A 25,245-nucleotide genomic window follows, 5' to 3' on the forward strand; every position below is an offset into this window, starting at 1 on the left:
GGCCCGTCGTCGGACGCGATTCTGGGAGCATCGACCACATGCATCAGGCTCCCCGCCTGGAATTCGAGCGCGTGATGGAGGAGTTCGTCCGCTGGCATGTCGTGCCGGAAGACGAGCGTTCGCCCGCGCCTGCCTGGTGGTGGGGCCCTGCCATGGCCGTGGTCGACGACCAGGCGCCGATGAGCGCAGCATGCTGCTGCGCATTGGACGTGAGCGAAGGGACGAGCTTCGCCGACGGTGCGCGTGCCATTCTCGCGCTGTTCAACGAGCAGACGTCACTGACGGCCCCCCAGGATTTTCCGAGCAAGGCCGAGGGGGAAGAGCACGAGGTCCGCGAGCTGCACCCGCAGCCGTCAGACGACAGCGCGTTTCAGCCCTGAGGCTGCGTCTTCGTCGGCCGCTTCCGGCTGGAGCGGCGGCGCGACGGGCAGCACCATGGGCCGCAGCAGCTCGGCCATCTGCCGCGCCGGCAGCGGCTTGGAGATGAGGAAGCCCTGCATCTCGTCGCAGCCATGGGTGCGCAGGAACGCCTCCTGCTCGGCATTCTCGACGCCCTCGGCGACGACGGTCATGCCGAGGGCCTTGCCCATGCTGATGATCGCCTGCGCGATCGCCTGATCCTCCGAATCCTGCGGCAGGTCGCGCACGAAGGAGCGGTCGATCTTGATCGTGTCGATCGGGAAGTGCTTCATCAGCGACATCGACGAATAGCCGGTGCCGAAATCGTCGATGGCGAGACGGATGCCGCGGCTCTGGATGGAGTCGAGCACCTTGAGCGCGCGGCCGACATTGCGCATCATCATGCTCTCGGTGACCTCGAGCTGGAGCAGCACCGGCGACATGCCGGACGCCGCCAGCGCCTCGTCGACGTCCTGCAGCAGATGCTCGTCGGCAAACTGCCGCGGCGACAGGTTGACCGCCATCGACAGCGGCAGCAGGCCGCGGCGCTGCCAGGCCATGGCCTGCGCGCAGGCCTCTTTCAGCACCCAGCGGCCGATCGGCACGATCAGCCCGGTTTCCTCCGCGAGCGGAATGAACTGCGCGGGCGAGACGTTGCCGAGATCGGGATGCGTCCAGCGCAGCAGCGCCTCGACACCCGTGATCTGACCGGTCGCCATGTCCACCTTGGGCTGGTAGTTGAGCGAGAACTGCTCGCGTTCCAGCGCGCGGCGCAGCGCGCTCTCCAGCGACAGCCGCTCGATCGACTGCGTCTTCACCTCGTTGGAGAAGAAGCGATAGCCGTTCTTGCCGTCCTCCTTGGCGAGGTACATCGCCATGTCGGCGTTCTTGGTCAGCGTCTGCGCATCGGAGCCGTTGGCCGGATACATCGCGATGCCGATCGAGGCCGTGGTGTGGCACTCGTGGCCGGCGAGCTCCATGGGCTCGGCCAGCGCAGCGAGCAATTCAGTCGCGATGCGCTGAACGTCGTCGATCTCGCCGCACTGGTCGAGGATCACCACGAACTCGTCGCCGCCGAGGCGCGCGACCACGTCGCTCGCCCGCAAGCTGCCGCGCAAGCGGTTCGCGACTTCGAGCAGGAGCAGGTCGCCGGCCTCGTGGCCGAGCGAATCGTTGATGACCTTGAAGCGGTCGAGGTCGATGAACAGCACCGCAAAGCGGTGATCGTGGCGTTGCGCCGCATCGATCGCCTCGCGCAAGAGCCCGTTGAAGGTCTCGCGGTTCGGCAAGTCGGTCAGGCTGTCGTGCGAGGCGAGGTATTCGATGCGCTCGTCGGCCTTGTTCTTCTCGTCGGTGCGATCGAAATTCTCCATCGCGAAGGAGACGTTGTCGGCGAGACGCTGCAACAGCTCGACGAATTCGGGCGTGAAGGTCGCCGGCTCGGTCGACATGTAGATCATGACGCCGACGGCCTCATCGTGCGTGACGAGCGGAAACGCGGCGCCCGACCGCGCGCCGTCCCCGCGCACAATGGGGTGGAAGACGCGGACGCGGTCGTCGTTGAGATAATCGTTGCTGATGCAGGGCTGGCGCGTGCGGAACGCCGTGCCGCTCATGCCGCGCCCCTCCGGCCGCTCGGGATCGATCGAGAGACGGACATTGCGCGTGGTGCCGGCGGACGGACCGGCGGCGGCGACGATCTCGAGCTGGTCGGTACCGGGCCTGGCCAGGGCAATCGTGGTCGAGGTGAACTTGGCGCCGTTCGATGCCGCAAGGCAGACGAGGTCGAACAGCTCGGCCCGCGACTTCGCGCGCATGATGGCCTCGTTGGTCGCACTCAAGGCCGCGAACATGCGCGTGAGGCGCTCCTTCTGCGCTTCGGTGCGGGCCTTCTCCTCGGCGCGCTCGAAATTGTCGAGTGCGAAGGAGACGTTCTCCGCGAGGCGCCCGAGCAGCTCGACCAGATCGGGCGTGAACGTATTCTCTTCCGGTGCGAGGAAGAGCAGAATGCCGACCGGTTCCCGTCCCGCTCTCAGCAGCGGGAAGCACGCCGCAGCCCGCGTTCCATCCTCGATTGCCCTCGCGCGCCAATAGGCGGACCGCGGCTCGTTCAGATAATCGTTCATGACGCTGGGCCGGCGCGTCCGCAGCGAGAGGCCGATGATGCCCTGGCCCTCGGGATGGTCGGCGGAAATGACGGAGGTCCGTCCGGCTATGCGCTCCTGCAGGCGCCCCTTGACCGCAACGACGCGGACGAGCTCGCCTGCTTCATCGATGATGCCGATCGTCGCCGCGGCGAACAGGTCGCCCAGCACGGCCGCCTGGCAAGCCACCTCGAACAGCTCCTCGCGCGTCTTGGCGCGCATGATGGCTTCGTTGGTTGCGCTCAGCGCCTCGAACATGCCGCTGAGACGATTGCGTTGCTTGTCCGCGCGCGCCTTCTCTTCGGCGCGGTCGAAGCTTTCGAGCGCGAAGGCGACGTTGGCCTGAAGCCTGCACAGCAGCTCGACGAGCTCCGGCGTGAAGGTGCCGCGCTCCGGGGAGTTGAACAGAAAGATGCCCTCGGCCCGGTCGCCGTTGAGCAGCGGCAATGCCGCCGAGGATGCGATGCCGGTACGGCGGGCGCTGGCGTGCCAGGGCGCGATACGGTCGTCGGCGAGCACGTCGTTGCTGACGGCGGGCTGGCGCGTGCGAAACGCGGTGCCGGTCAGGCCGCGCCCTTCGGGCACCTGGTCGGAGGTGGAGAACGTGAACTCGCGAACCTCATCGGCGTTCGGGCCGTAGCAGGCGGCGACGCGCAGCAGCCCGGTGCGATGGTCGACCAGCGCGATGGTGGCCGAGGTGAACTTGGCCCCCTTGGCGGTCGCCTCGCAGACGAGATCGAACAGCTCGGCCCGCGACCGCGCTCGCAGGATCGCCTCGTTGGTGGCGCTGAGCGCCGCATACATTCGCGCCAGGCACTCTTCTTCTGCGGCGATGCGGGCTTTCTCGGCCTCGCGGCCGAAATTCTCGATCGCGAACGAGACGTTCTCGGCCATGCGCAGCATCAGCGCGACGATCTCCTCGTCCTTGGCCCAGGAGCGGCTGATGAAGAACAGCAGCACGCCGACGCTCTCGCCGTGCCTGATCAACGGCGCGACGACGCAGGCGGCGACGCCGGTGTTGACGTTGGCCTGCTCCCACGGCGTGCCCCTGGTGCGGCTGGCGAGATCGTCCTCGACGATGGCCTTCTGCGTCCGGAATACCTCGCCCGAGATGCCCTTGCCGTAGGGATTCTCCGGATCGACCGAATAGCGCGCCTGGGTGACCAGCTCGAGGTTCTGGCCGGTGGCGGCGACGGGCTTCATCCAGTGCGAATCCGGCTCGCGAAGCAGCACGATGGTCGCCAGCGACTTGCCGCTGTGGACCGAGGCGTCGCATACCAGTTGATACAGCTCCTGCTCGGTCTTGGCGTGCAGGATGGCTTCGTTGGTGGCGCTGATGGCGCCGAACATGCGGTTGAGCCGCCGTGTCGCCCGTTCACTGGCCTGCCGCGCGGTCTCACGCGCGAAATTGTCCAGCGCGTAGGAAATGTTCGCCGACATGCGCTCGAACAGCGACACCATCTGCTCGTTCAGCGAGTTGGGCTCGCTCCGCGTCACATACAACACGCCGACGCTCTTGCCGTTGCAGAGCAGCGGCAGCGCCGCGGCCGCACCGATGTGGGCCTTGGCGGCGCCCTCGCGCCAGGCCAGCGAGCGCGGATCGTTCAGATAATCGTTGCTGACGCACAGCTTCTGATCGCGAAACGCCTCGCCGCCGACGCCGGATCCTTGGGGCGTACCGGCTTCCGACGTGATCACGATCGAGCGGAGCCGCGCAATGTCATCGCCACAGCCGGCCGCGAAGCACAACCTTCGGCCGTCCGGCTCGACCAGGAACACGGCAACGGCCAGAAAGTCCCCGCTCGAAAACCCGGCATCGCAGACCTTCTGGTACAGCTCCTCCGGCGATCCCGCGTAGAGAATCGCTTCATTGATGGCGCTCAACGCCGCAAAGGTGCGCGCGAGTGTCGTCGACACGATCTCAGCTCCCGGGCATTTCTGCCTATTTCTCCCGGTGCCTTTATGAGTCGCAACCGCCTAAGTGGTCGTTATTGCGCGGCGCAAACCGTCGATCAAAGTGAACGAGCTGCGAACGAGCGCGACAAAACTGACGGGAATACCGCTGCGAGGCCGAACCGTCGACGAAAGGCATGTTCGGTTTACCAATTTGCCGGCCTGTGTTGGTTTACGGGAGATTGATATCGCGGCGCCGTGGGTGGGCAAAGCGAAGCGGGCCCACCCACCTTCGCAAATCGAGCGAGATCGTGGGCACGGCGCAAGTGCGCCTTTGCCCACCCTACAGGACTTTCCGCATCTCAAAACGGCAGCGCCACGCTGGTCTTGATCTCCTTCAGCACGACGTTGCTGCGGACGTAGCGGATGCCGGGGATGCGGAACATGAACTCGTCGAGGAAGCGGTTGTAGGCCGCCATGTCCTGGACGACGACGCGCAAATGATAATCGGCGTCCCCGGTGGTCGCAAAACACTCCAGCACCTCGCGGCGCTTGGTGACCCTCGCCACGAATTCGTCGACGAATTTCGCATCGTGCCGCTCCAGCGAGACGTGGAGGATGGCCGACATCGCAAAGCCCGCCTGCTCGCGCGCGACCAGCGCCGCATAGCCCTGGATGACACCGCTCTCCTCCAGCGCCCGCACCCGCCGCCAGCAGGCGGAAGTGGACATGCCGACCTCGTCGGCGAGTTGCTGGTTGGTGGCGCGGCCATCTCTCTGGAGATGGGCGAGAATGCGGCTGTCCTGCTCTTCGATCATGGGAGGCTCCAGTTCGAGCATATCTACCAGATTGAACGCCTACTTGCAAAATCCTACCGAATTTCTGCAACAGAAGGGATAAATAGGTAAGACCTACCAACGCCTCGGGCATAACCTTCCATCACTGGGCGGGATGCCGCGCGAGGTCCGCCATGGACGCCATTTCCTCACTCGACACCTACGAGCTCTCCGATCGCTACGAGCGCGAGGAGGGCCGCGTCTTCCTCACGGGCACGCAGGCCATCGTCCGTATCGCGCTCGACCAGGCGCGACGCGATCGTGCGGCCGGGCTCAACACCGCCGGCTTCATCTCCGGCTATCGCGGCTCGCCGCTCGGCGGCATCGACCTCGAGCTGTGGCGCATCGAGGAGCGGCTCAAACGGGACCGCATCGAATTCCTCCCCGCCGTGAACGAGGACCTTGCGGCGACTGCTGTGCTCGGCTCGCAGCAGGTCGAGACGCAACCCGACCGCGAGGTCGATGGCGTGTTCGGGCTCTGGTACGGCAAGGGCCCGGGCGTCGATCGGTCCGGCGATGCGCTCAAGCACGGCAATGCCTACGGCTCCTCGCCGCACGGCGGCGTGCTGGTGGTCGCCGGCGACGACCATGGCTGCGTCTCCTCCTCGATGCCGCACCAGTCCGACGTCGCCTTCATGAGCTGGTTCATGCCGACGCTGCATCCGGCCGACGTCGGCGAATATCTGGCGTTCGGCGAATATGGCTACGCGCTGAGCCGCTTCTCCGGCATGTGGGTCGGCTTCAAGGCGATCTCCGAGATCGTGGAATCAGGCGCATCCGTCGCGCTGCGCCCGCCGCGCCTCTTCCGCACGCCCGACTTCACGCCACCGCCGGGCGGCCTGCACTATCGCTGGCCCGATCTGCCGGGTCCGCAGATCGAGGAACGGCTGGAAGCCAAGAAGCACGCGGTCTACGCCTTCGCCAAGGCCAATCCGATCGATCGTCACATCTACAACATCCCCAGCGCCACCTACGGCATTGTCACGACCGGCAAGGCGCATCTCGATTTGATGGAGGCGCTGCGGCTGATGGGCCTCGATGAAGCGGCCTGCCGCCGCATCGGCATCGACGTCTACAAGGTCGGCATGGTCTGGCCGCTGGCGCTGCACGACGCGATGGAGTTCGTGAAAGGCAAGCGCGAGATCCTGGTGGTCGAGGAGAAGCGCGGCATCATCGAGAGCCAGTTCAAGGAGTACTTCTACGACTATCCCGGCAGCAAGCCCGAGCGCATGGTCGGCAAGCACGACGAAACCGGCGCACGGCTGATCTCCTGGATCGGCGAATTGTCGCCCCGCGCGCTCGCGAACGTGCTCGCGCGCCGGCTCGATCCGATGTTTCCGGGTCTCAATCTCGCCGCGCGCGCCGCCGCCTTGATGCCGGAGGCCGCCCGCACGATCAATGTCAGCGGCGCGACACGCACGCCCTATTTCTGCTCGGGATGTCCGCACAACACCTCGACCAAAGTGCCGGAAGGATCGAAGGCGCTCGCCGGCATCGGCTGTCATTTCATGGCGAGCTGGATGGACCGCGAAACCTCCTCGCTGATCCAGATGGGCGGCGAGGGCGTGAATTGGGCAGCCTCGTCGCGCTTCACGGGGCACACGCACGTGTTCCAGAATCTCGGCGAAGGCACCTACTACCATTCCGGCTCGATGGCGATTCGCCAGGCGATCGCGGCCAAGGCCAACATCACCTACAAGATCCTGTTCAACGACGCGGTCGCCATGACCGGCGGCCAGCCGGTCGACGGGCCCGTCAGCGTCCATGCCATCGCCCATAGCGTCCGCGCCGAAGGTGTTGAGCGCATCGCCCTGGTGTCGGATAATCCCGCGCAGTTCTCGCCGGCCGATCTGCCGGCCGGCGTCACCATCCATCCGCGCGAGGAGATGGATGTCGTGCAGCGCGAGCTGCGCAATATTCCCGGCGTCTCGGTCCTGATCTACCAGCAGACCTGCGCCACCGAGAAGCGGCGCCGGCGCAAGCGCGGGCAGATGGCCGATCCCAAGCGGTTCGCCTACATCAACGATCTCGTCTGCGAAGGCTGCGGCGACTGCTCGGTCGAATCCAACTGCCTCAGCGTCGAGCCGAAGGAGACGCCGTTCGGCCGCAAGCGGCAGATCAATCTGTCGGCCTGCAACAAGGATTTTTCCTGTCTCAACGGCTTCTGCCCGAGCTTTGTCACGGTCGAAGGCGCGACGCGCCGCAAGAAGAGCGCGAGCCGGATCGATGCGACCGAGCGCGCCGCAACGCTTCCCCTGCCCGCGCCCGCAACGCTCGACCGGCCCTACGACCTCATGGTGACCGGCGTCGGCGGCACCGGCGTGATCACCGTCGGCGCGCTGATCGGCATGGCCGCGCATCTGGAACGCCGCGGCGTTTCGGTGCTCGACTTCACCGGCTTTGCGCAGAAATTCGGGCCTGTGCTGAGCTACATTCGCCTGGCCGCGAGCCCCGAGGCGCAGCACCAGGTCCGCATCGACCAGGGCGCGGCCGATGCGCTGATCGGCTGCGATCTCGTCGTCAGCTCCTCGCCAAAGGCCTCAGGCACCTATCGCCGCGGCACCCGCGCCGCCGTCAACACCGCGGAAATGCCGACCGGCGACGTGGTCCGCTTCCGCGATGCCGATCTCGCTGCGCCGGCCCGCCTGCGCGCAATCGATCAGGTCATCGGCGAGCACAATCTCGACACGATCAATGCCAACGTACTGGCCGAGCGCCTGCTCGGCGATGCCGTCTACGCCAACATCATCATGCTGGGCTTTGCCTGGCAGCACGGTCTTGTCCCTGTTTCGCTGCAGGCTTTGTTGCGGGCGATTGAGCTCAACGGCGTTGCGGTCGAACGCAACAAGCAGGCCTTTGCCTGGGGCCGGATCGCCGCTGGCGATCCGGATTCTCTGCCCAAGGCGGAGAATGTGCCAAAGGCCGAGACGCTCGATGCGACCATTGCCCGGCGCATCGAGTTCCTCACGGCCTATCAGGACGAAGCCTACGCGGCACGTTACCGGGCGATGGTCACAAAGGTCCGCAATGCCGAGGCCAAGCTGAACAGCGAGGCGCTGACCGAGGCGGTCGCGCGCGCGCTGTTCAAGCTGATGGCCTACAAGGACGAGTACGAGGTGGCGCGGCTGCACATGCAAAGCGGCTTTCTCGATGAATTGAAGCGCGAGTTCGAGGAGGGCTTCAGCGTCCAGTACCACCTCGCCCCGCCATTCATGAAGTCGCGGCGCGATGCACGGGGACGGCCGCGCAAGCGCGCCTTCGGCCAGTGGATCCAGGTGCCTCTGGCCATGCTCGCGCGCCTGAAAGGGTTGCGCGGGACGCCGTTCGATCCGTTCGGCTACACCGCGGAACGGCGCGCCGAGCGTGAACTGATCGCCTGGTATGAAAGCCTGATCGAACGCATGCTCGGAAGGCTCCACGCGACGCACCTGCCCGATCTCGTCGCGATCGCCAGAGGCCCGATGGAGATCCGCGGCTATGGCCCGGTGAAGGACGCCGCGATCGTGAAAGTGAAGACCGAGGTCGAGCGACTGCTCACCGAACTCGATACGCCATCGCCGCCAAGGATGCGCGCCTACGGTTGACGCGGAGCCGCGGACGCTTCAGCCTCTGCTCCTGAGGGGCGCTCTGATGGCCTCTTTGCAATCGGGTGATGCATCATGGATTTCGACCAGTTGACACTGACCGAGGCCGCGGCCGGTCTCGCCGCCGGAAAGTTCACGAGCACCGCATTCACCCGGGAAGCCCTGGCCCGCGCCAAAGCCAAGGCCGAGCTCAATGCTTTTGTCACCCTGGATGAAGCCGGCGCCTTGAAGGCCGCGGCTGCGTTCGACGCGGCAGGCGACAAGACAAAGCCGCTCGGTGGCGTACCCGTCGTGATCAAGGACAATATCGAGGTCGCGGGACTGCCCTGTAGCGCCGGCACACCGGCGCTGAAGGATTACATTCCGAAGGCCGACGCGCCCGTCGTGGCAAAGCTGCGCGATGCCGGAGTGGTCATCATCGGCAAGACCAGCATGCACGAGCTTGCCTTCGGCATCTCCGGCTACAACACCGCGTTCAAGACCGGCGCCGAGTACGGCGTGCGCAACGCCTATGATCGCGCCTTGATCGCGGGCGGCTCCTCGTCAGGCACGGGCGCGGCGATCGGCGCGCGGATCGTCGCCGGCGGGCTCGGCACGGACACCGGCGGATCGGTGCGGGTACCTGCCGCCCTGAATGGATGCGCCTCGCTGCGCCCGACCGTCGGTCGCTATCCGCAAGACGGCATCGCGCCGATCTCGCACACCCGCGATACCGCGGGCCCGATGGCTGCGACCATGGCGGATGTCGCGCTGCTCGACCGCGTCATCGCCGGTGGCGATGCGCTTGCGCCGGCGGATCTGACGCAGGTCCGCGTCGGCATCGTGAGATCGATGCTGGCCAATCTCGATGCCGACACCGAGGCCGCGTTCCATGCGGCAGTCACGAAGTTGAGGGCGCAAGGCGTCACGGTCGTCGAGATCGAGATGCCGCAACTGGCGGAGCTCGACGGCCAGGTCAGCTTTCCCGTCGCGCTGTACGAGGCCCATGACGATCTGGTCGCCTATCTCAAGCACACCGGCACCGGCCTCTCCATCGAGAAAGTGGCGGAGGAGATTGCCAGCGCCGACGTGAAGGGCACCTATGATGGCCTGGTGATCCCGCGCAAGTTGCCGGCTCCCGATGGTACGCTGCTGGACGCCAAGGCGATCTATGACGCCGCGATCGGGACTGCACGGCCAGCGCTGCAGGCGCTGTATGCCAGGACCTTTGCCGACAACCGGCTCGATGCGATCGCCTTTCCGACCACGCCGCGCGTCGCCATTCCCTCCAACCCCGAGTCCAGCAGTCTCGAGAATTTCGGCCTGTTCATTCAGAACACCGACCCCGGCAGCAATGCCGGCATTCCCGGCATCCAGATCCCGATCGCGCTCGGCGCCAGCAGCAAATTGCCGATCGGACTCGAGCTGGATGGCCCCGCGGGCAGCGATCGCCGGCTGCTCGCAATCGGCATGGCGCTCGACAGCGTGTTTGGACGATTGCCGCCGCCACGTTGACGGAATCGTGCCCTACCCTTCGCCCTCTCGTCATTGCGAGGAGCGCTTGCGACGAAGCAATCCAGAATCTTTCCGTGGAGGGATTCTGGATTGCTCCGCTTCGCTCGCAATGACGAAGAGAGGGTGGGCACGGCACTAACGCGCCTTTGCCCACCCTACGGCTTTGCCGCGATCGCTTACGAATACGGGTTGATCAGCTTCTGCTGCTCGGCGCTGTGATGCACGAGCAGGTCGATGAAGGTCCTCACCTTCGCCGATAGATGATGACGATGCGGGTAGACCGCATTCATGGAGAGCTCGACCGTCCGATATTCCGGCAACAGACGCACGAGGCGGCCGGCTTCGAGATCGTCCTGAATGAGGAACCCCGCCATCAGGCAGATTACGGCGCCCTCCAGCGCGACCTTCCGCAATGCTTCCCCGCTGTTGGTGACGAAGCTGCCGGAGATGCGCACCGAGGCGGGCATGCCCTTGCGATCGAGGAAATGCCATTCGTCGCCGAACGGATAGTTCAAGTGCCGACCACAATTGTGCGCGGCGAGGTCGTCGAGCTTCTGCACCCGGCCGTGCTTCTCGATGTAATCGTGGGAGCAGCACAGCACGTGACGCCAGGTGGCAAGGCTCCGCACGATCAGGCTCGAATCCGGCGGCTGTATCATGCGCAGGGCCACGTCATAGCCTTCCTCGATGAGGTCGACCTCGGCCTCGCCCATGCGCAGATCGATCTTGAGCTCCGGATAGGTCGACAGCAGTTTCGCCGCAATCGGCGCGACGAACGGCACCATGTGCGTGGCAACGTGAATGCGCAACGTGCCGCGCGGCACCGACTGCAATTCGCCCGCGATGTCGTCGGCCTGTTCGATGTCGGCGAGAATCTGGACGCAGCGGTCGTAATAGGCCTTGCCGATCTCGGTCAGATTGACCTTGCGCGTGGTGCGGTGAAGCAGCCGCACCCCGAGCCGGTCTTCCAATGCCTGCACGTGATTGCTCACCATGGTGGTCGACATGTTGAGCTTGCGGGCTGCTGCGGAGAAGCCGCCGGCCTCGACCACCCGGCTGAACACTTCGAGGCTGGTCAATCGATCCATGGCTTTCCTTGCACTGGGATGTGCGCCTCGGCAGCAATCGCGCGACAGAGACGGCAATCGCGCTGGCGCAGTCGCGCCCCTGACCCGGTAAACATCACGAACCAGGGCAACGGCTCAGATTATCAACTCTCAATGGATAATCATTCCAAAATTTAGCCGATTATCATCCCGACCAGCAAGACCGATAGTCTCCGCGAGCCGACAGGAGACTGCAATGTCCGAAATGCCCCGCACCGAGACCTTCCAGCAAGCAACTGAAATCACGCGCGATTACGCCAAGGCGGCGCCCGCTGTCCCAGCCCCGAACAGGGTCCGGCGTGCGGCCTTGGTGCTCGCGCTCCTCGCAGGCACGGCAACCATGGCCTACTACGGACACGATTACTGGACCAACGGCCGCTACCTCGAATCGACCGACGACGCCTATGTGAAGGCGGACTCCACGATCGTCGCGCCGAAGGTCTCCGGCTACATCGCCAAGGTGCTGGTCGGCGACAACGAGAAGGTTCGGGCGGGCCAGCTGCTGGCCAAGATCGACGACCGCGATTTCAAGGCGGCGCTCGACCAGGCGAAAGCCGACGTCGCTGCCGGCGAAGCCTCGGTCCGCAACATCGACGCCCAGCTCGAGCTGCAGCAGCCGATCATCGAACAGAGCATCGCCGACGTCGCTGCTGCGGACGCCAATCTGAAGTTCGCGCAGGAGGAGCGTGCCCGCTACGACGACCTCATGAAGTCGGGCTCCGGCACGATCCAGCGCGCGCAGCAGACCGATGCGGCGCTGCGCGCCAGCAGCGCGCAATTGCAACATGCCAAGTCCGGCCTCGTCGCTGCGCAGCGCAAGGTCGACGTGCTCACCACCCAGCGCGCCCAGGCCGCCGCCCAACTCGAACGCGCTCGTGCAGTCGCGCAGCAAGCCGCGCTGAACCTGTCCTATACCGAGATCACCGCTCCCGTGGACGGCACGGTCGGCGCCCGCAGCTTGCGCGTCGGCCAATACGTGCAGGCCGGCACGCAATTGATGGCGGTGGTGCCGCTCGATGCCGTCTATGTCGTCGCCAATTTCAAGGAGACCCAGCTCACCCATGTGCGGCCGGGCCAGCCGGTCGAGCTGCACGTCGATAGCTTCCGCAACACCATTCTGCGCGGCCATGTCGACAGCCTGTCGCCGGCGAGCGGGCTCGAATTCGCGCTGTTGCCGCCCGACAACGCCACCGGCAACTTCACCAAGATCGTGCAGCGCGTTCCCGTGAAGATCGTGCTCGACGATCACAACCTCACCGGTCTGCTGCGGCCGGGCATGTCCGCGGTGCCGACCGTCGACACCAAACAGGCGGTGCTGGCCGAGCGCGACAGCGCAAGGCGTCTGGCTGACAACGCACCCCACCCAAACGGAGGCTGAAGCCGGAAGGCTCCGGCCTGACCGTCAAATCCGCCCGGATGATCCTTCCAGAACTTCCGCGATGATCGAAACCACCTACCTTACCGCATCCTGTCTCCATACCCGAGACGAGGCTTCCATGAGCACGCTCCAACCGGCCCACAACGCCACCTTCGCCAATCTCCCCGTCCCTGCTGCGCCCGCGACGCCGGCGGTGTCCACAAAGACCTGGATCGCGGTGATCGGCGCCACCCTCGGCGCCTTCATGGCGGTTTTGAACATCCAGATCGTCAACGCCTCGCTCGCGGACATCCAGGGCGCGATCGGCGCCGGCATCGATGACGGCGGCTGGATCTCGACCTCCTATCTGATCGCCGAGATCGTGGTGATCCCGCTCTCCGGCTGGCTCGCGCAGGTGTTCTCGATCCGCATCTACCTGCTCACCAACGCGATCCTGTTCCTGGTTCTGTCCGCGGCCTGCGCGCTGGCGCAGGATCTGTCGCAGATGATCGTGCTTCGCGCCATCCAGGGCTTCACCGGCGGCGTGCTGATCCCGATGGCCTTCACGCTGATCATCATGCTGCTGCCGCGCGCCAAGCAGCCGATCGGCCTTGCGCTGTTCGCGTTGTCGGCGACCTTCGCGCCGGCGATCGGCCCGACCATCGGCGGCTATCTCACCGAGAATTTCGGCTGGCAATACATCTTCTACGTCAACCTCGTGCCCGGCGCGATCATGGTCGGCATGCTCTGGTATGCGCTCGAGGCGAAGCCCATGAAGCTGGCGCTGCTCCGCGAGGGCGACTGGGCCGGCATCATCACCATGGCGATCGGCCTGTCCGCGCTGCAGACCGTGCTGGAGGAGGGCAACAAGGACGACTGGTTCGGCTCGCCGTTCATCGTCAAGCTCTCGATCATTGCCGCCGTTGCGCTGACCGCCTTCCTGATCATCGAGCTCACGGTGAAGAAGCCGCTGCTCAATCTGCGCCTGCTCGTGCGCCGCAATTTCGGCTTCGGCATGCTCGCGAACTTCCTGCTCGGCGTCGCACTCTACGGCTCCGTGTTCATCCTGCCGCAATACCTGTCGCGCATCCAGGGCTACAACGCCGAGCAGATCGGCACGGTGCTGGCCTGGACCGGGCTGCCGCAGCTCGTGCTGATCCCGCTGGTGCCGCGCCTGATGCAAAAATTCGATGCGCGGATTATCATCGGTGTCGGCTTCGTTCTGTTCGCAGCATCCAACTTCATGAACATCGACATGACCAACGACTATGCCGCCGACCAGCTGCTGTGGCCCAATGTCGTTCGCGCCATCGGCCAGGCGCTGGTAATGGCGCCGCTGTCCGCGGTCGCAACCGCAGGCATCGAAGCGGAGAATGCGGGCTCGGCCTCCGGCCTATTCAACATGATGCGCAATCTCGGCGGCGCCGTCGGCATCGCGCTGCTGCAGACCGTTCTGACCAAGCGCGAGCAATATCACTCCAACGTGCTGATGCAGTCGGTCTCTGTGTTCGAAGAAGCCACACGCACGCGGATCGAGCAGCTCACACAATATTTCGTCAATCACGGCGTTCTCGACCGTGCGGACGCCGCGCATCGCGCCTATGTAGCGATCGGCCATACCGTGCAGAAGCAGGCCTTTATCTTCGCCTTCAGCGACACGTTCTATCTGCTCGGCATGGCGCTGATCGTCGCCCTGGTTGCCGTCCTCTTCCTGAAGAAGCCCGGCCAAGTCTCGGCCGGCGGAGCCCACTGACCCAGCCAAAGAAAAGGAGAACGACCATGAAGCCCCGCATGAACTACTACCAGGCCGCGCCCGACACGATCAAAGCGCTGATGGCACTGGAAGAGCAGATCCAGTCGACGGGCCTGGAGAAATCGTTGATCGAGCTGGTCAAGATCCGAGCGTCGCAGATCAATGGCTGCGCCTTCTGCATCAACATGCACACCGAGGACGCCCGCAAGCGCGGCGAGACCGAGCAGCGCATCTACCTGCTCAACGCCTGGCGCGAATCCCCGCTCTATTCCGACCGCGAGCGCGCCGCGCTGGCCTGGACGGAAGCGGTGACGCTGATCTCGGAGACGCATGCGCCTGACGACGTCTACGAACAGGTCCGCGCGCAGTTCTCCGAGGCGGACACGGTGAACCTGACCATGCTGATCGGCGCCATCAATGCCTGGAACCGGATTGCGATCGCGTTCCGCGCCGTTCATCCGGTGAAGGTGAAGGCGTCGGTGGCGTGAGCCGGCCGTAACAGACGGTCTCGTAGGGTGGGCAAAGCGTAAGCGTGCCCACCATTCTTTCAGCGAAAACGAGAGAAGACGTGGGCACGGCGCAAGGGCGCCTTTGCCCACCCTACGGCAGCTGAGCGTGTGGCCTAAACCGCCGTCGCCTTGGCGAACTCCACGTAGATCTCGCGCAGGCGCGTCGCCGTCGGACCGGGCTTGCCGTCGCCGATCGTCTTGCCGTCGATGGCGACCACCGGCTGCACGAAAGAGGATGCGCTGGTGATGAACGCTTCCTTGGCGGCGAACGCTTCGGCGACCGTGAAGGAGCGCTCCTCGACGCGGAGCTGGCGCTCTTCGGCAAGCGCGATCACGGCCTTGCGGGTGCAGCCGGGCAGGATGGCGTTGGAGTTCTTGCGGGTGACGATGACGTCGTCCTTGGTCAGGATGAACGCAGTGGACGAGCCGCCCTCGGTCACATAGCCATCCTGCAGCATCCAGGCTTCGCCGGCGCCGGCTTCGGCCGCGGCCTGCTTAGCCAGCACTTGCGCCAGCAGCGCCACGCTCTTGATGTCGCGACGCTCCCAGCGGATGTCGGGCACCGTGATGACTTTGATTCCGGTCTTGGCCACCGGGGTGTTGATGATGTCCTTCTCCGAGGTGAACATCACCAGGCTCGACTTCACGTCAGCCTTAGGAAACGGGAAGTCGCGGCCCTTGTCGGCGCCGCGCGTCACCTGGAGATAGACGAGGCCGTTCACGAGCTTGTTGCGGGCGATCAGCTCCTTCTGCAGCTCGGTGATGCGCTCGATGTTCTCCGGCAGCCTCAAGCTGATCTCGCCGACGGACCGTTCCAGCCGCGCCAGATGCGAAGCATTGTCGACCAGCTTGCCGTCGAGCACGGCCGAGACCTCGTAAATGCCATCGGCGAACAGGAAGCCGCGATCGAGCACCGAGATCCTGGCTTTCGAGAGCGGGACGAATGAGCCGTTGACGTAGGCGATCGAGTCCAAGGCCGGTCTCCTGGGAGGGAAGGGATTTGGCGCGCTTATACGCGAAATGGGGACGCCGAGCACCCTCTATTCGTCATTCCGGGGCGGCGCGAAGCGACGAACCCGGAATCCATTTCTCTCCGGGACTGCCGTGCGATGGATTCCGGGCTCGCGACTACGTCGCGCCCCGGAATGACAGAGAACGTCAGTGCGACAGAATCTTCGACAAGAACTTCTGCGCGCGGTCGCTGCGGGGCTTGCCGAAGAAATCTTCCTTCGCCGCGTCCTCGACGATCTCGCCGCGGTCCATGAAGATGACGCGGTTGGCGACCTTGCGGGCAAAACCCATCTCATGGGTGACAACCATCATGGTCATGCCCTCATGAGCGAGATCCACCATGACGTCGAGCACCTCGCTGACCATTTCCGGATCGAGCGCGGAAGTCGGCTCATCGAACAGCATGACGATCGGATCCATGGCGAGCGCACGGGCGATCGCAACGCGCTGCTGTTGGCCGCCGGACAGGTTCGCGGGATACTTTTGCGCCTGTTCCTTGAGGCCGACGCGCTCCAGCAGCTGCATGCCTTTCGCCATCGCCTTGTCGCGCGACCGGTCGAGCACCTTCTCCTGCGCGAGGCAGAGATTGTCGATGATCTTCAGGTGGGGAAACAGCTCGAAGTGCTGGAACACCATGCCGACCCGCGAACGCAGCTTCGGGAGGTTGGTCTTAGGATCGTTGACCTTGATGCCGTCGACCAGGATGTCCCCGCTCTGGAACGGCTCCAGCGCATTGACGCATTTGATCAGCGTCGACTTGCCCGAACCCGAGGGGCCGCAGACGACGACCACCTCGCCCTTGGTGACATTGGTGGTGCAGTCGGTCAGCACCTGGAAGGTCGGGCTGTACCATTTGTTGACATGGCTGATTTCGATCATGATCGACACGCTCTATCGAATGATGGCGATGCGCGCCTGCAGGCGGCGGACGCCGTAGGACGCGATACAGGAAATGGTGAAGTAGACGACAGCTGCAAACAGGTACATCTCGACCAGGCGCCCGTCGCGCTGCGCCACCTTGCTCGCCGCGCCCAGGAAGTCCGTGATCGACAGGACGTAGACCAGCGAGGTGTCCTGGAACAGCACGATGGTCTGCGTGATCAGCACCGGCAGCATGTTGCGGAACGCCTGCGGCAGCACGACGTAGCGCATGGTCTGGGCGTAGGTCAGCCCGAGCGCGCTGGCCGCGGCCGGCTGGCCGCGCGAGATCGACTGGATACCTGCGCGCATGATCTCCGAGAAGTACGCCGCCTCGAACATGACGAAGGTGATGAGCGAGGAGGCGAAGGCGCCGACGCTGATCGGACGCGAGGCGCCGGTCACCCACTGCCCGATATAGGGCACGAGGAAATAGAACCAGAAGATGACCAGCACCAGCGGCAGGGAGCGCATGAAGTCGACATAGACCCCGGCGATCCTGCCAAGGACCTTGAAGCCGGAAAGCCGCATCAAGGCGAGGGCGGTGCCGAAGACGAGGCCGCCGAGCGCTGCAAGGCCCGTCAGCGTCAGGGTGAACGTCATGCCCTCATAGAACAGGTAAGGCAGCGCGCGGCGGATGACGTCGAAATCGAGATTGCCGAACATCGCCTACTTCCCCGTGATGTAGCCGGGGATCGCGACCCAGCGCTCGAGGAAGCGCATCGCGGTCACGACGACGGCGTTGACGAGGAGGTAAAGGATGGTCGCGGCGGTGAAGGCCTCGAACACCTGGAACGAGAATTCCTGCATCGAGCGCGCCTGCCCGGTCAGCTCGAGCAGGCCGATGGTGATCGCGACCGCCGTGTTCTTGATGGTATTGAGGAATTCAGAGGTCAGCGGCGGCAGGATAATGCGGAACGCCATTGGCAGCAGCACGTAGCGATAGCCCTGCGCGGTGGTGAGGCCCAGCGCCGTTGCCGCCATCTTCTGCCCACGCGGCAGCGAGCCGATGCCGGCCTGCAGCTGCACGGCCACGCGCGCCGACATGAAGAAGCCGACGCCGATCGCCGCCGTCCAGAACGGCGCGTTCGGCAGTTGCTTCAGCCAAGTGCCGGCGCCTTTTGGCAGCAGTTCCGGCAGCACGAAGAACCACAGGAAGAGCTGCACCAGCAGCGGCATGTTGCGGAAGAATTCAACGTAAGCGAAGCCGAACCAGTTCGCCCCCTTCGAGGGCAACGTGCGCATCACGCCGACGAGCGAGCCGGTGATGAGCGCGATGACCCAGGCCAGCGCCGCGGTCTTGAGGGTCAGCACCAGGCCCGACAGCAGCATGTCGAGATAGGTGCCGGTCCCCATCGGGTTCGGCTGGAAAAAGATTCCCCAGTTCCAGTTGTAGTTCACGTGTCCCCCGCGCGAACGCGCCCGTCATTGGACGTCTTCAGAGAAGTCTTGGCCGTCTATGCAAATGTCCGGCCACCCCTGTGTCAAGAGTGGCCGGACACGTTTCCGATCGAAAGATCGAGGTTTTGTCTTACTTGTAGTCGTCCGGGTTCGGCGAATCCGTCGGCTTGGCGAACTCGTTCTTCAGCTCGGCCGAGATCGGGGTGTTGAGGTTCAGGCCCTTCGGCGGGATCTTCTGGGTGAACCACTTGTTGTAGATCTTCTCGGCCTCGCCGGAGGTGTAGAGCGCGGCGGTCGCGGCATCGACCACCTTCTTGAAGGCGGGATCGTCCTTGCGCAGCATGATGCCGTAGGGCTCGGGCTTGGAGAATGCATCCTTGGAGATGACGTAGTCATCCGGGTTCTTCGAGCCGGCGACGAGGCTCGCCAGCAGGATGTCGTCCATGACGAAGGCGACCGCGCGGTCGGTTTCCACCATCAGGAAGGCTTCAGCGTGGTCCTTGGCCGGAATGATGTTGGCGCCGAGGCTTTTCGCGACGTTGGCCTCGGTGAGCTGCTTGATGTTGGTGGTGCCGGCGGTCGAGACCACGGTCTTGCCCTTGAGGTCGTCGATCGACTTCAGGCCGCTCGACTTCTTGAAGACATAGCGGCTGGCCGTCAGGTAGTGGGTGTTGGTGAAGGCGACCTGCTTCTGACGCTCGGCGTTGTTGGTGGTGGAGCCGCATTCGAGGTCGATGGTGCCGTTGGCCATCAGCGGGATGCGGGTCGCCGAGGTCACCGGGTTGAGCTTGACCTCGAGCTTGTCGAGCTTGAGCTCCTTCTTCACGGCGTCGACGATCTTGTAGCAGATGTCCATCGCGAACCCGACGGGCTTCTGATTGTCGTCGAGATAGGAGAACGGGATCGAGGAGTCGCGGAAGCCGAGCGTGATCGCGCCGGTGTCCTTGATGTTCTTCAGCGTGCCGGTCAGCTCCTGGGCCCCGGCCTGGCTGACGACGAAGGTCGCGGCGAGCGCGAGCCCGATGTGACGGAAATGTTTCACGTTTTACTTCCCCTTTCGGATGATGCGGCCCGGATGCAAGCACAAATCGGGCCGGATTAGAATGTAACTTTCGGCTGGATTAACGGCTCAGGTTAACGGCGCCGGCAACTCGCCGAGATCCCAGAACAGCCCGGCCATCACCGTCAAGGCCTCTTCGGTCAATGGCAGCAGGATGTGCTCATTGGGCGCATGCTGGGAGCAGCCGGGATAGGAGTGCGGCACCCAGATCGTCGGGAGGCCGAGGATCTCGGAGAACACGTCATTGGGCAGCGAACCGCCGAAATTCGGCAGCACGGCCGGCGCCTTGCCGGTGGTCTCCTGCACCGAATCCGCGGCCCATTTGATCCACGGGCTGTCGAAATCGGTGCGCGATGCAGCAAAACTCTGCGCCGCGCGCACCTCGACCATCGGGAAACCGCGTCCGACCAGGTGCGCACGGATCGCCTCGATCAGCCCCTCAACCTTCGTCCCGACCACGAAACGCAGTTGCAGCACGGCGTTGGCCTGGCCCGGAATAGCGTTGGCCGGCTTCTCGATATTGCCTGAGGACATTGCCAGCACTTCCAGCGTGTTCCAGGCGTAGAGCCGTTCGGCGGCCGAAAGCCCCTCCTCGCCCCAGTTCTCCGCGAGCGCGGGCTCGTCCGCGGTCGGCACCACCTCGACGTCGGCCAGATAGCTGCGGATCTGGTTGGTGAGGCGCGGCGGCTTCAAGGCGTCGAGCTGAAGACGGCCATGGCCGTCGACCAGGGTGGAGATCGCGTTGACCAGGATGGTCGCGGGGTTGGCGAGCACGCCGCCCCAATTGCCGGAATGGTGACCGCCGTCGCGCAAGTTCACGTCGAGATGGATGCGGATGCCGCCACGGCAGCCGAGAAACAGCGTCGGCCGATCGGCCGACAGGCGCGGCCCGTCGGAGGCCATGAACAAATCGGCCTTGAGCGCGTCGCGATGGAGATCGCAGACCTTGCCGAGATCGGGCGAGCCGATCTCCTCGCCCATCTCGATGATGAATTTGGCGTTGAAGCCGAGCTTGCCGCCACGCGCGTCGCGCACTGCGCGGAGCGCCGCCATATTGATGCTGTGCTGGCCCTTGTTGTCGGCGGTGCCGCGGCCGTAGAGCCGCGTCCCCGCAACATTGGTGCGCCAGGGATCGCGGCCGTCGCGCCATTCGCCTTCCATGCCGTCGACGACGTCGCCATGGCCGTAGACCAGCACGGTCGGCGCAGACGCACTCTCGTGGTGCTCGGCGAACAGGAACGGCGCCTTGCCGCTCGGGGATTCGACGATGCGGCTGGAAAAATCGAGCGCCGCGAAAGCCGGCTGCATCTCCTGTTCCAGATAGGCACGCAGCTCGGGGCCGCGCTGCGGATTCTGGCTCTCGGTCTTGTAGGCGACGCGGCGGTCGAGTTCAGCGAGGAACGCGCCGGACTTGAAATCCTCACGGGCGCGGGCGATGGCGTCGGCTCTGGTCATACTTGCTTTTCGAGGCTCTGAGACGAAGGACCTTACCGACATGGGTTGGCCTTCGAAAGTGGCGGGGACTTGGATTGTTCTTATAGTTCTCTTGTAGTCTTCTTGTAGCTCTCTTGGGATTTCGTTCTTGCTTCATTAGGATTGGCCTGCCGAGCGCAGCTGCGACGCCGACTTTGGCCTTGCCAAGCGCAAGCGATATGCAAGAAGTTCGCCAAGTTCGGGCGCACATCTATCATTCGAAGAGCGCTCAGTACAGGGGCGCCGAGGGACCAGCATGGCCAAAGAGATCAGGCTCAACGCCTTTGCGATGAATTGCGTCGCGCACCAGTCGCCGGGCCTGTGGACCCATCCGCGCGACCGCACCGCCAACTATAATCGCCTGCCCTATTGGATCGATCTGGCCAAGACGCTGGAGCGCGGCCGCTTCGACGGGCTGTTCCTGGCGGACGTGCTCGGCGTCTATGACGTCTATGGCAACAGCCCTGACGCAGCTTTGCGCAATGCAGCGCAGACGCCGTCAAACGAGCCGCTGCTGCTGCTGTCGGCGATGGCCGCAGTGACGCAAAATCTCGGTTTCGGCGTCACCAGCAATCTCTCCTTCGAGCCGCCCTACCCGTTCGCGCGGCGGATGTCGACGCTCGATCACCTCACCGAGGGGCGGATTGGCTGGAACGTCGTGACCGGCTATCTCGACAGCGCCGCGCGCGGCGCGGGCAAGGACAAGCAGACCGGGCATGACGACCGCTACGACATCGCCGACGAATATATGGATGTGGTCTACAAGCTCTGGGAGGGCAGCTGGGAGGATGACGCCGTGCTGCGCGACCGCAAGCGCGGCATCTTCACCGATCCGGCAAAGGTTCATCGCGTCAATCACGAGGGCGCGAATTACCGAATCAACAACACCATTCACCTCAGCGAGCCCTCGCCGCAGCGTACGCCGGTGCTGTACCAGGCCGGCACCTCGCCGCGGGGCCGGCAGTTCGCGGCCAGGCATGCCGAATGCGTGTTCATGTCGGGGCCGTCGGCCAAGGTGATTGCGCCGCGCGTCTCCGCGATCCGGCAGGAAGCGGCCGCACTCGGCCGCAAGCCGGCCGAGATCCTGATGTTCTCGATGATGACGATCATCCTCGGACGGACGGAATCCGAAGCAAAGGAAAAATACGCCGACTACCGCCGCCACATCAGCCCCGAAGGCGCGCTGGCGCTGATGTCGGGATGGACCGGCGTCGACTTCTCCGGCTACGACCTCGACCAGCAGGTGCGCCACGTCCAGAACGATGCCGGCCGCAGCGCGATGGACAACGTCACCCGCGCCGACCCCGACCGCGTCTGGACCGTGCGCGACGTCATCGAGCATGTCGGCATCGGCGGCGCTGGCCCGGTCGTGGTCGGCACGCCCGAGATGGTCGCAGACAAGATCGAGCAATGGTTCGAGGCAACGGATGTCGACGGCCTCAACCTTGCCTTCGCGATCTCGCCCGGCGATTTCGAGGACATCGCCGACATGCTGGTGCCGGAGCTGACCCGGCGCGGACGGTACAAGAGCGAGTACGCCAAGGGCACGCTGCGGGAGAAGCTGTTCGGCCAGGGCCGCGCGCGGCTAGGTGCGCCGCATCCGGCTGCGGGGTATCGGGTGGGGAAGAAGGGGTAGCTGCCCCACACTCGCTGTCATGCCCCGGCTTGACCGGGGCATCCAGTACGCCGCGACCTACCGAAGAATCACAACCGTCTCTGGAATACTGGATCGCCCGGTCGAAGCCGGGCGATGACACCGAGTGTGTGGAGATTCGATCGCGTCTCACACCTTCCCGTCCACCATCACCTCGATCAGCTTCGTCCCCGGCCGGCCAAACGCCGACGTCAGCGTCGCCCTCAGCTCGCGGGGATCGCTGACCTTGATCGCCTCGCAGCCGAGCGCTTTCGCCACGCCAGCGAAATCGACGGGCGGATCGTCGAAATCCATGCCGACGTAATTGTCGTCGCCGTGGAAGGCGAGCAGCCGCTGCTTGATGATGCGATAGCCGCCATTGTTGGCGATGACGACGTTGAGCGGCAGCTTGTGATGCGCCGCGGTCCAGAGCGACTGGATCGAGTACATCGCGCTGCCATCGCCGGAGAAGCACACGACGGGTCGATCCGGATTGGCAATGCTGGCCCCGACCGAGGCCGGCAGGCCCCAGCCGATGCCGCCGGAGGCGAGGCCGTGATAGCCGTAACGGTCGCGATGCGGCCGGAGGGCCGTGACCTGGCGGCTGGAGGTGAGACCTTCGTCGACGAGAATGGCGTTGTCAGGCATGGCCTCGAGCATTTGCAGCACGAGAAAGTCCGGATCGATCGGCGTGCGGCCGGCGCTCTTGCCGATCTGCTCGACCAAAGCGGCGCGGCGCGCGGTCCAGTTCTTCGGCGCGAGTTCGGCGAGACGCTGCTTTGCGCGGTTCGCGAGTGTCGCGCCGCCCATCTCCTTCAGCACCGGGATCACCGCGCGCAGCGTTTCCTTCAAATCCGCCTTCAGCGCGATCTCGGCACCGTAGTTCTTGGCGATCTCCCAATCGACGAGGCCGATCTGCACGATGCCGAGGCCGTCAGGCAGCGCGTCGACCTCGCTATGGACCGACATCCGCAAGGGATCGCCGCCGAGCGCGATCAGCAGATCGTACGGCGCGAGGGTATCGCGCGCGGCCTTCTGCACGCGCGCGAGCGTGCCGACGAAGCTCGAGCTTTCCGAGAGGAAGTGCGAGCCGTACGGCGTCGAGGACTGATAAGCGGCCGCGCCGAGCAGCTCGGCGAGTTCGGCGGCCTCCTTCAGCGCATCGCTCTTGACCACCTCGTCCATGGTGACGATCACAGGACGCTCGGCCTTGAGCAGGCGTGCGGCAAAGGCCTGCAGCGCCTCGTCCGATGGTTTCGTGCGCGCATCGATGCGGGTGGAGCGGCCGAGATCGATGCCGGCTTCGCTGTTGAGGATGTCGCCAGGCAGCGAGATGAACACCGGCCCGGTCGGTGGCGTCATCGCCACCTTGGCGGCGCGGCGCACGATGCGCGGCAGGTCCTCCAGCCGCGTCACCTCGACCGCCCATTTCACCAGCGGCTCCGCCATGCGCACCAGCGGACCATAGAGCACCGGCTCCATCAGGCCGTGCCCCTGCTCCTGCTGGCCCGCGGTCAAGATCATCGGCGTGCCCGTGAACTGGGCGTTGTAGAGCGAGCCCATGGCGTTGCCGAGGCCGGGCGCGACATGGACGTTGCAGGCGACGAGCTTACCCGAAGCGCGGCTGTAGCCGTCGGCGATCGCGACCACCAGGCTCTCCTGCATCGCCATCACATAGGTGAGATCGGGATGGTCCTTCAGCGCGTGCATGATCGGCAGCTCGGTGGTGCCGGGATTGCCGAACAGATGCGTGATGCCCTCGTCCTTGAGTAGCGCGAGAAAGGCGGAGCGGCCGGTGATCTTGTTCTTCATGTTTCCTCCAGGAGCGGACCGTTGCCGCAAGGACGAGGCATGATGGCTGAGATGTTGGCAGACGTGCAAGGAAGCGAGGTCATGGCTGCGTTGCGCGGGAGAGGCAAACCACGCTCTCGTGTCCCGGACGCGGCGCAACGTGCAACGTTGCGACGCAGAGCCGGGACCCAGTTTCCTGCCGAACTCGCAGATGCATGGGCCCCGGCTCAGCAGTGCGGCACTTCGCGCCGCACTGCGTCCGGGGCACGCGCGGAGTGCGCGACTTGCCCTACATCTCCTCGCGCCCGAGCTCGAATGGATCCTCCCCGCCCGGGCGCTTCTTCTTTTTCGAGCGTTGCCAGACCACGCCGGGAAAGCCCTTCAACGGCACCAAGGGCTCGCCGGTATAGGCCCATTCCTGCAGTTCCTCGATCGCGATGTGATAGAGCGGCTGGCGGCCGGTGCGCTCGCTGAACAGCGCACGCGGGATGTTGACCATGTGCGGGCCGCGCGGACGTTCGTACATGATCGGCGTGCCGCAATGCGAGCAGAAGCTGCGCGCGGTCTTCGTCGCCTTGTCCTCGTAGCGGGTCAGCGCGGTCTTGCCGGCGGTGATGCGAAAGCGCTTCTTCCAGCTTCCGACATAGGTTGCGTAGGCCGTGCCGTGAGCGCGGCGGCTGGGGGCGGAATGATCATGCCAGGCCCAGCGCGCAGGCACGTCGATCTCGAAGGTGACCTTGCCGCAGAGGCATTGGCCGGTGGCGATCCCTGCGGCGACTGCGGCTTTGGCCATGGAAGTCTCTCCGTCGTCATTGCGAGCGCAGCGAAGCAATCCAGAATCTTTCCGCGGAGACAGTCTGGATTGCTTCGCTGCGCTCGCAAT

The 25,245-nt window shown here is 64.8% G+C and carries 18 protein-coding genes; 7 read left to right on the plus strand and 11 right to left on the minus strand.

Annotated elements, in window-relative coordinates; translation table 11 throughout:
* The first annotated feature begins 38 nt into the window (after positions 1 to 38).
* The gene (locus tag XI05_RS31890; protein WP_271509319.1) at positions 39 to 380 is read left to right on the plus strand and encodes a hypothetical protein; all 342 of its coding nucleotides are present in this window, start codon (positions 39 to 41) and stop codon (positions 378 to 380) included.
* Here XI05_RS31890 and XI05_RS31895 read toward each other — a convergent pair.
* Both XI05_RS31895 and XI05_RS31900 read right to left on the minus strand, forming a co-directional pair.
* Complete coding sequence (locus XI05_RS31895; protein WP_271509322.1) at positions 354 to 4,460, minus strand: bifunctional diguanylate cyclase/phosphodiesterase; 4,107 nt, start codon at positions 4,458 to 4,460, stop codon at positions 354 to 356. The two genes, XI05_RS31890 and XI05_RS31895, sit on opposite strands and share 27 nt — an antisense overlap.
* A 338-nt stretch (positions 4,461 to 4,798) precedes the next feature.
* A complete protein-coding gene (locus tag XI05_RS31900) occupies positions 4,799 to 5,254 on the minus strand; it encodes an Lrp/AsnC family transcriptional regulator (protein WP_172787099.1) in 456 nt (151 codons plus the stop codon).
* Between the two features lie 152 nt (positions 5,255 to 5,406).
* Here XI05_RS31900 and XI05_RS31905 point away from each other — a divergent pair, with 152 nt between their 5' ends.
* Together XI05_RS31905 and iaaH are read left to right on the plus strand one after the other, a co-directional pair.
* Entirely contained in the window at positions 5,407 to 8,856 is a 3,450-nt protein-coding gene (locus XI05_RS31905; protein ID WP_271509325.1) for an indolepyruvate ferredoxin oxidoreductase family protein, read from the plus strand.
* A 75-nt stretch (positions 8,857 to 8,931) separates the two neighbouring features.
* Positions 8,932 to 10,350, plus strand: a complete 1,419-nt coding sequence (iaaH, locus tag XI05_RS31910) for an indoleacetamide hydrolase (protein WP_271509328.1) — start codon at positions 8,932 to 8,934, stop codon at positions 10,348 to 10,350.
* 176 nt (positions 10,351 to 10,526) lie between these two features.
* Here iaaH and XI05_RS31915 read toward each other — a convergent pair whose 3' ends face one another.
* On the minus strand, positions 10,527 to 11,438 hold the full coding sequence (locus XI05_RS31915) for a LysR family transcriptional regulator (protein ID WP_271509331.1): 912 nt from the start codon (positions 11,436 to 11,438) through the stop codon (positions 10,527 to 10,529).
* Between the two features lie 214 nt (positions 11,439 to 11,652).
* On the opposite strand from XI05_RS31915, the gene XI05_RS31920 reads away from it, so the two are divergent.
* From XI05_RS31920 to XI05_RS31930, 3 genes are all read left to right on the plus strand, one after another.
* Positions 11,653 to 12,834, plus strand: a complete 1,182-nt coding sequence (locus XI05_RS31920) for an HlyD family secretion protein (protein WP_271509334.1) — start codon at positions 11,653 to 11,655, stop codon at positions 12,832 to 12,834.
* Between the two features lie 118 nt (positions 12,835 to 12,952).
* Positions 12,953 to 14,566 (plus strand): MDR family MFS transporter, encoded by a 1,614-nt coding sequence (locus XI05_RS31925; RefSeq protein ID WP_271509337.1) that lies wholly within the window; start codon positions 12,953 to 12,955, stop codon positions 14,564 to 14,566.
* Between the two features lie 26 nt (positions 14,567 to 14,592).
* The gene (locus XI05_RS31930) at positions 14,593 to 15,054 is read left to right on the plus strand and encodes a carboxymuconolactone decarboxylase family protein (protein WP_271509339.1); all 462 of its coding nucleotides are present in this window, start codon (positions 14,593 to 14,595) and stop codon (positions 15,052 to 15,054) included.
* Between the two features lie 134 nt (positions 15,055 to 15,188).
* On the opposite strand, the gene XI05_RS31935 is transcribed toward XI05_RS31930, so the two are convergent.
* The 6 genes from XI05_RS31935 to XI05_RS31960 form a co-directional block, all read right to left on the minus strand.
* Complete coding sequence (locus tag XI05_RS31935; protein ID WP_271509342.1) at positions 15,189 to 16,049, minus strand: D-amino-acid transaminase; 861 nt, start codon at positions 16,047 to 16,049, stop codon at positions 15,189 to 15,191.
* A gap of 184 nt (positions 16,050 to 16,233) precedes the next feature.
* Positions 16,234 to 16,965: an amino acid ABC transporter ATP-binding protein gene (locus XI05_RS31940; RefSeq protein ID WP_128266202.1), complete on the minus strand. Its 732-nt coding sequence runs from the start codon at positions 16,963 to 16,965 to the stop codon at positions 16,234 to 16,236.
* A gap of 12 nt (positions 16,966 to 16,977) precedes the next feature.
* Positions 16,978 to 17,670 (minus strand): amino acid ABC transporter permease, encoded by a 693-nt coding sequence (locus tag XI05_RS31945; protein WP_271509345.1) that lies wholly within the window; start codon positions 17,668 to 17,670, stop codon positions 16,978 to 16,980.
* Between the two features lie 3 nt (positions 17,671 to 17,673).
* The gene (locus XI05_RS31950; protein WP_104463171.1) at positions 17,674 to 18,405 is read right to left on the minus strand and encodes an amino acid ABC transporter permease; all 732 of its coding nucleotides are present in this window, start codon (positions 18,403 to 18,405) and stop codon (positions 17,674 to 17,676) included.
* 130 nt (positions 18,406 to 18,535) lie between these two features.
* On the minus strand, positions 18,536 to 19,447 hold the full coding sequence (locus XI05_RS31955) for an amino acid ABC transporter substrate-binding protein (RefSeq protein WP_271509347.1): 912 nt from the start codon (positions 19,445 to 19,447) through the stop codon (positions 18,536 to 18,538).
* An 87-nt stretch (positions 19,448 to 19,534) separates the two neighbouring features.
* Positions 19,535 to 20,920 (minus strand): M20 family metallopeptidase, encoded by a 1,386-nt coding sequence (locus XI05_RS31960; RefSeq protein ID WP_260381057.1) that lies wholly within the window; start codon positions 20,918 to 20,920, stop codon positions 19,535 to 19,537.
* A 274-nt stretch (positions 20,921 to 21,194) separates the two neighbouring features.
* On the opposite strand from XI05_RS31960, the gene XI05_RS31965 reads away from it, so the two are divergent.
* Positions 21,195 to 22,574, plus strand: coding sequence for an LLM class flavin-dependent oxidoreductase (locus tag XI05_RS31965; protein ID WP_271509350.1), 1,380 nt, complete (start codon positions 21,195 to 21,197; stop codon positions 22,572 to 22,574).
* Positions 22,575 to 22,721: 147 nt separating this feature from the next.
* On the opposite strand, the gene XI05_RS31970 is transcribed toward XI05_RS31965, so the two are convergent.
* Together XI05_RS31970 and XI05_RS31975 are read right to left on the minus strand one after the other, a co-directional pair.
* Positions 22,722 to 24,383, minus strand: a complete 1,662-nt coding sequence (locus XI05_RS31970; protein ID WP_271509353.1) for a thiamine pyrophosphate-binding protein — start codon at positions 24,381 to 24,383, stop codon at positions 22,722 to 22,724.
* A 268-nt stretch (positions 24,384 to 24,651) separates the two neighbouring features.
* Positions 24,652 to 25,155 carry a GFA family protein gene (locus XI05_RS31975; protein WP_271509355.1) on the minus strand — a complete coding sequence of 168 codons (504 nt, stop codon included), beginning with the start codon at positions 25,153 to 25,155 and terminating at the stop codon, positions 24,652 to 24,654.
* Positions 25,156 to 25,245: the final 90 nt, after the last annotated feature.

Source organism: Bradyrhizobium sp. CCBAU 11357 (genome assembly GCF_028128865.1).
Taxonomy (GTDB): Bacteria; Pseudomonadota; Alphaproteobacteria; order Rhizobiales; family Xanthobacteraceae; genus Bradyrhizobium.

Coding starts and splice junctions, on each gene's coding strand:
- XI05_RS31940 (WP_128266202.1), bottom strand. CDS start 16,965: ATGATCGAAATCAGCCATGTCAACAAATGGTACAGCCCGACCTTCCAG.
- XI05_RS31965 (WP_271509350.1), top strand. CDS start 21,195: ATGGCCAAAGAGATCAGGCTCAACGCCTTTGCGATGAATTGCGTCGCG.
- XI05_RS31970 (WP_271509353.1), bottom strand. CDS start 24,383: ATGAAGAACAAGATCACCGGCCGCTCCGCCTTTCTCGCGCTACTCAAG.
- XI05_RS31945 (WP_271509345.1), bottom strand. CDS start 17,670: ATGTTCGGCAATCTCGATTTCGACGTCATCCGCCGCGCGCTGCCTTAC.
- XI05_RS31930 (WP_271509339.1), top strand. CDS start 14,593: ATGAAGCCCCGCATGAACTACTACCAGGCCGCGCCCGACACGATCAAA.
- XI05_RS31900 (WP_172787099.1), bottom strand. CDS start 5,254: ATGATCGAAGAGCAGGACAGCCGCATTCTCGCCCATCTCCAGAGAGAT.
- XI05_RS31890 (WP_271509319.1), top strand. CDS start 39: ATGCATCAGGCTCCCCGCCTGGAATTCGAGCGCGTGATGGAGGAGTTC.
- XI05_RS31925 (WP_271509337.1), top strand. CDS start 12,953: ATGAGCACGCTCCAACCGGCCCACAACGCCACCTTCGCCAATCTCCCC.
- XI05_RS31975 (WP_271509355.1), bottom strand. CDS start 25,155: ATGGCCAAAGCCGCAGTCGCCGCAGGGATCGCCACCGGCCAATGCCTC.
- XI05_RS31915 (WP_271509331.1), bottom strand. CDS start 11,438: ATGGATCGATTGACCAGCCTCGAAGTGTTCAGCCGGGTGGTCGAGGCC.
- XI05_RS31920 (WP_271509334.1), top strand. CDS start 11,653: ATGTCCGAAATGCCCCGCACCGAGACCTTCCAGCAAGCAACTGAAATC.
- XI05_RS31960 (WP_260381057.1), bottom strand. CDS start 20,920: ATGACCAGAGCCGACGCCATCGCCCGCGCCCGTGAGGATTTCAAGTCC.
- XI05_RS31905 (WP_271509325.1), top strand. CDS start 5,407: ATGGACGCCATTTCCTCACTCGACACCTACGAGCTCTCCGATCGCTAC.
- iaaH (WP_271509328.1), top strand. CDS start 8,932: ATGGATTTCGACCAGTTGACACTGACCGAGGCCGCGGCCGGTCTCGCC.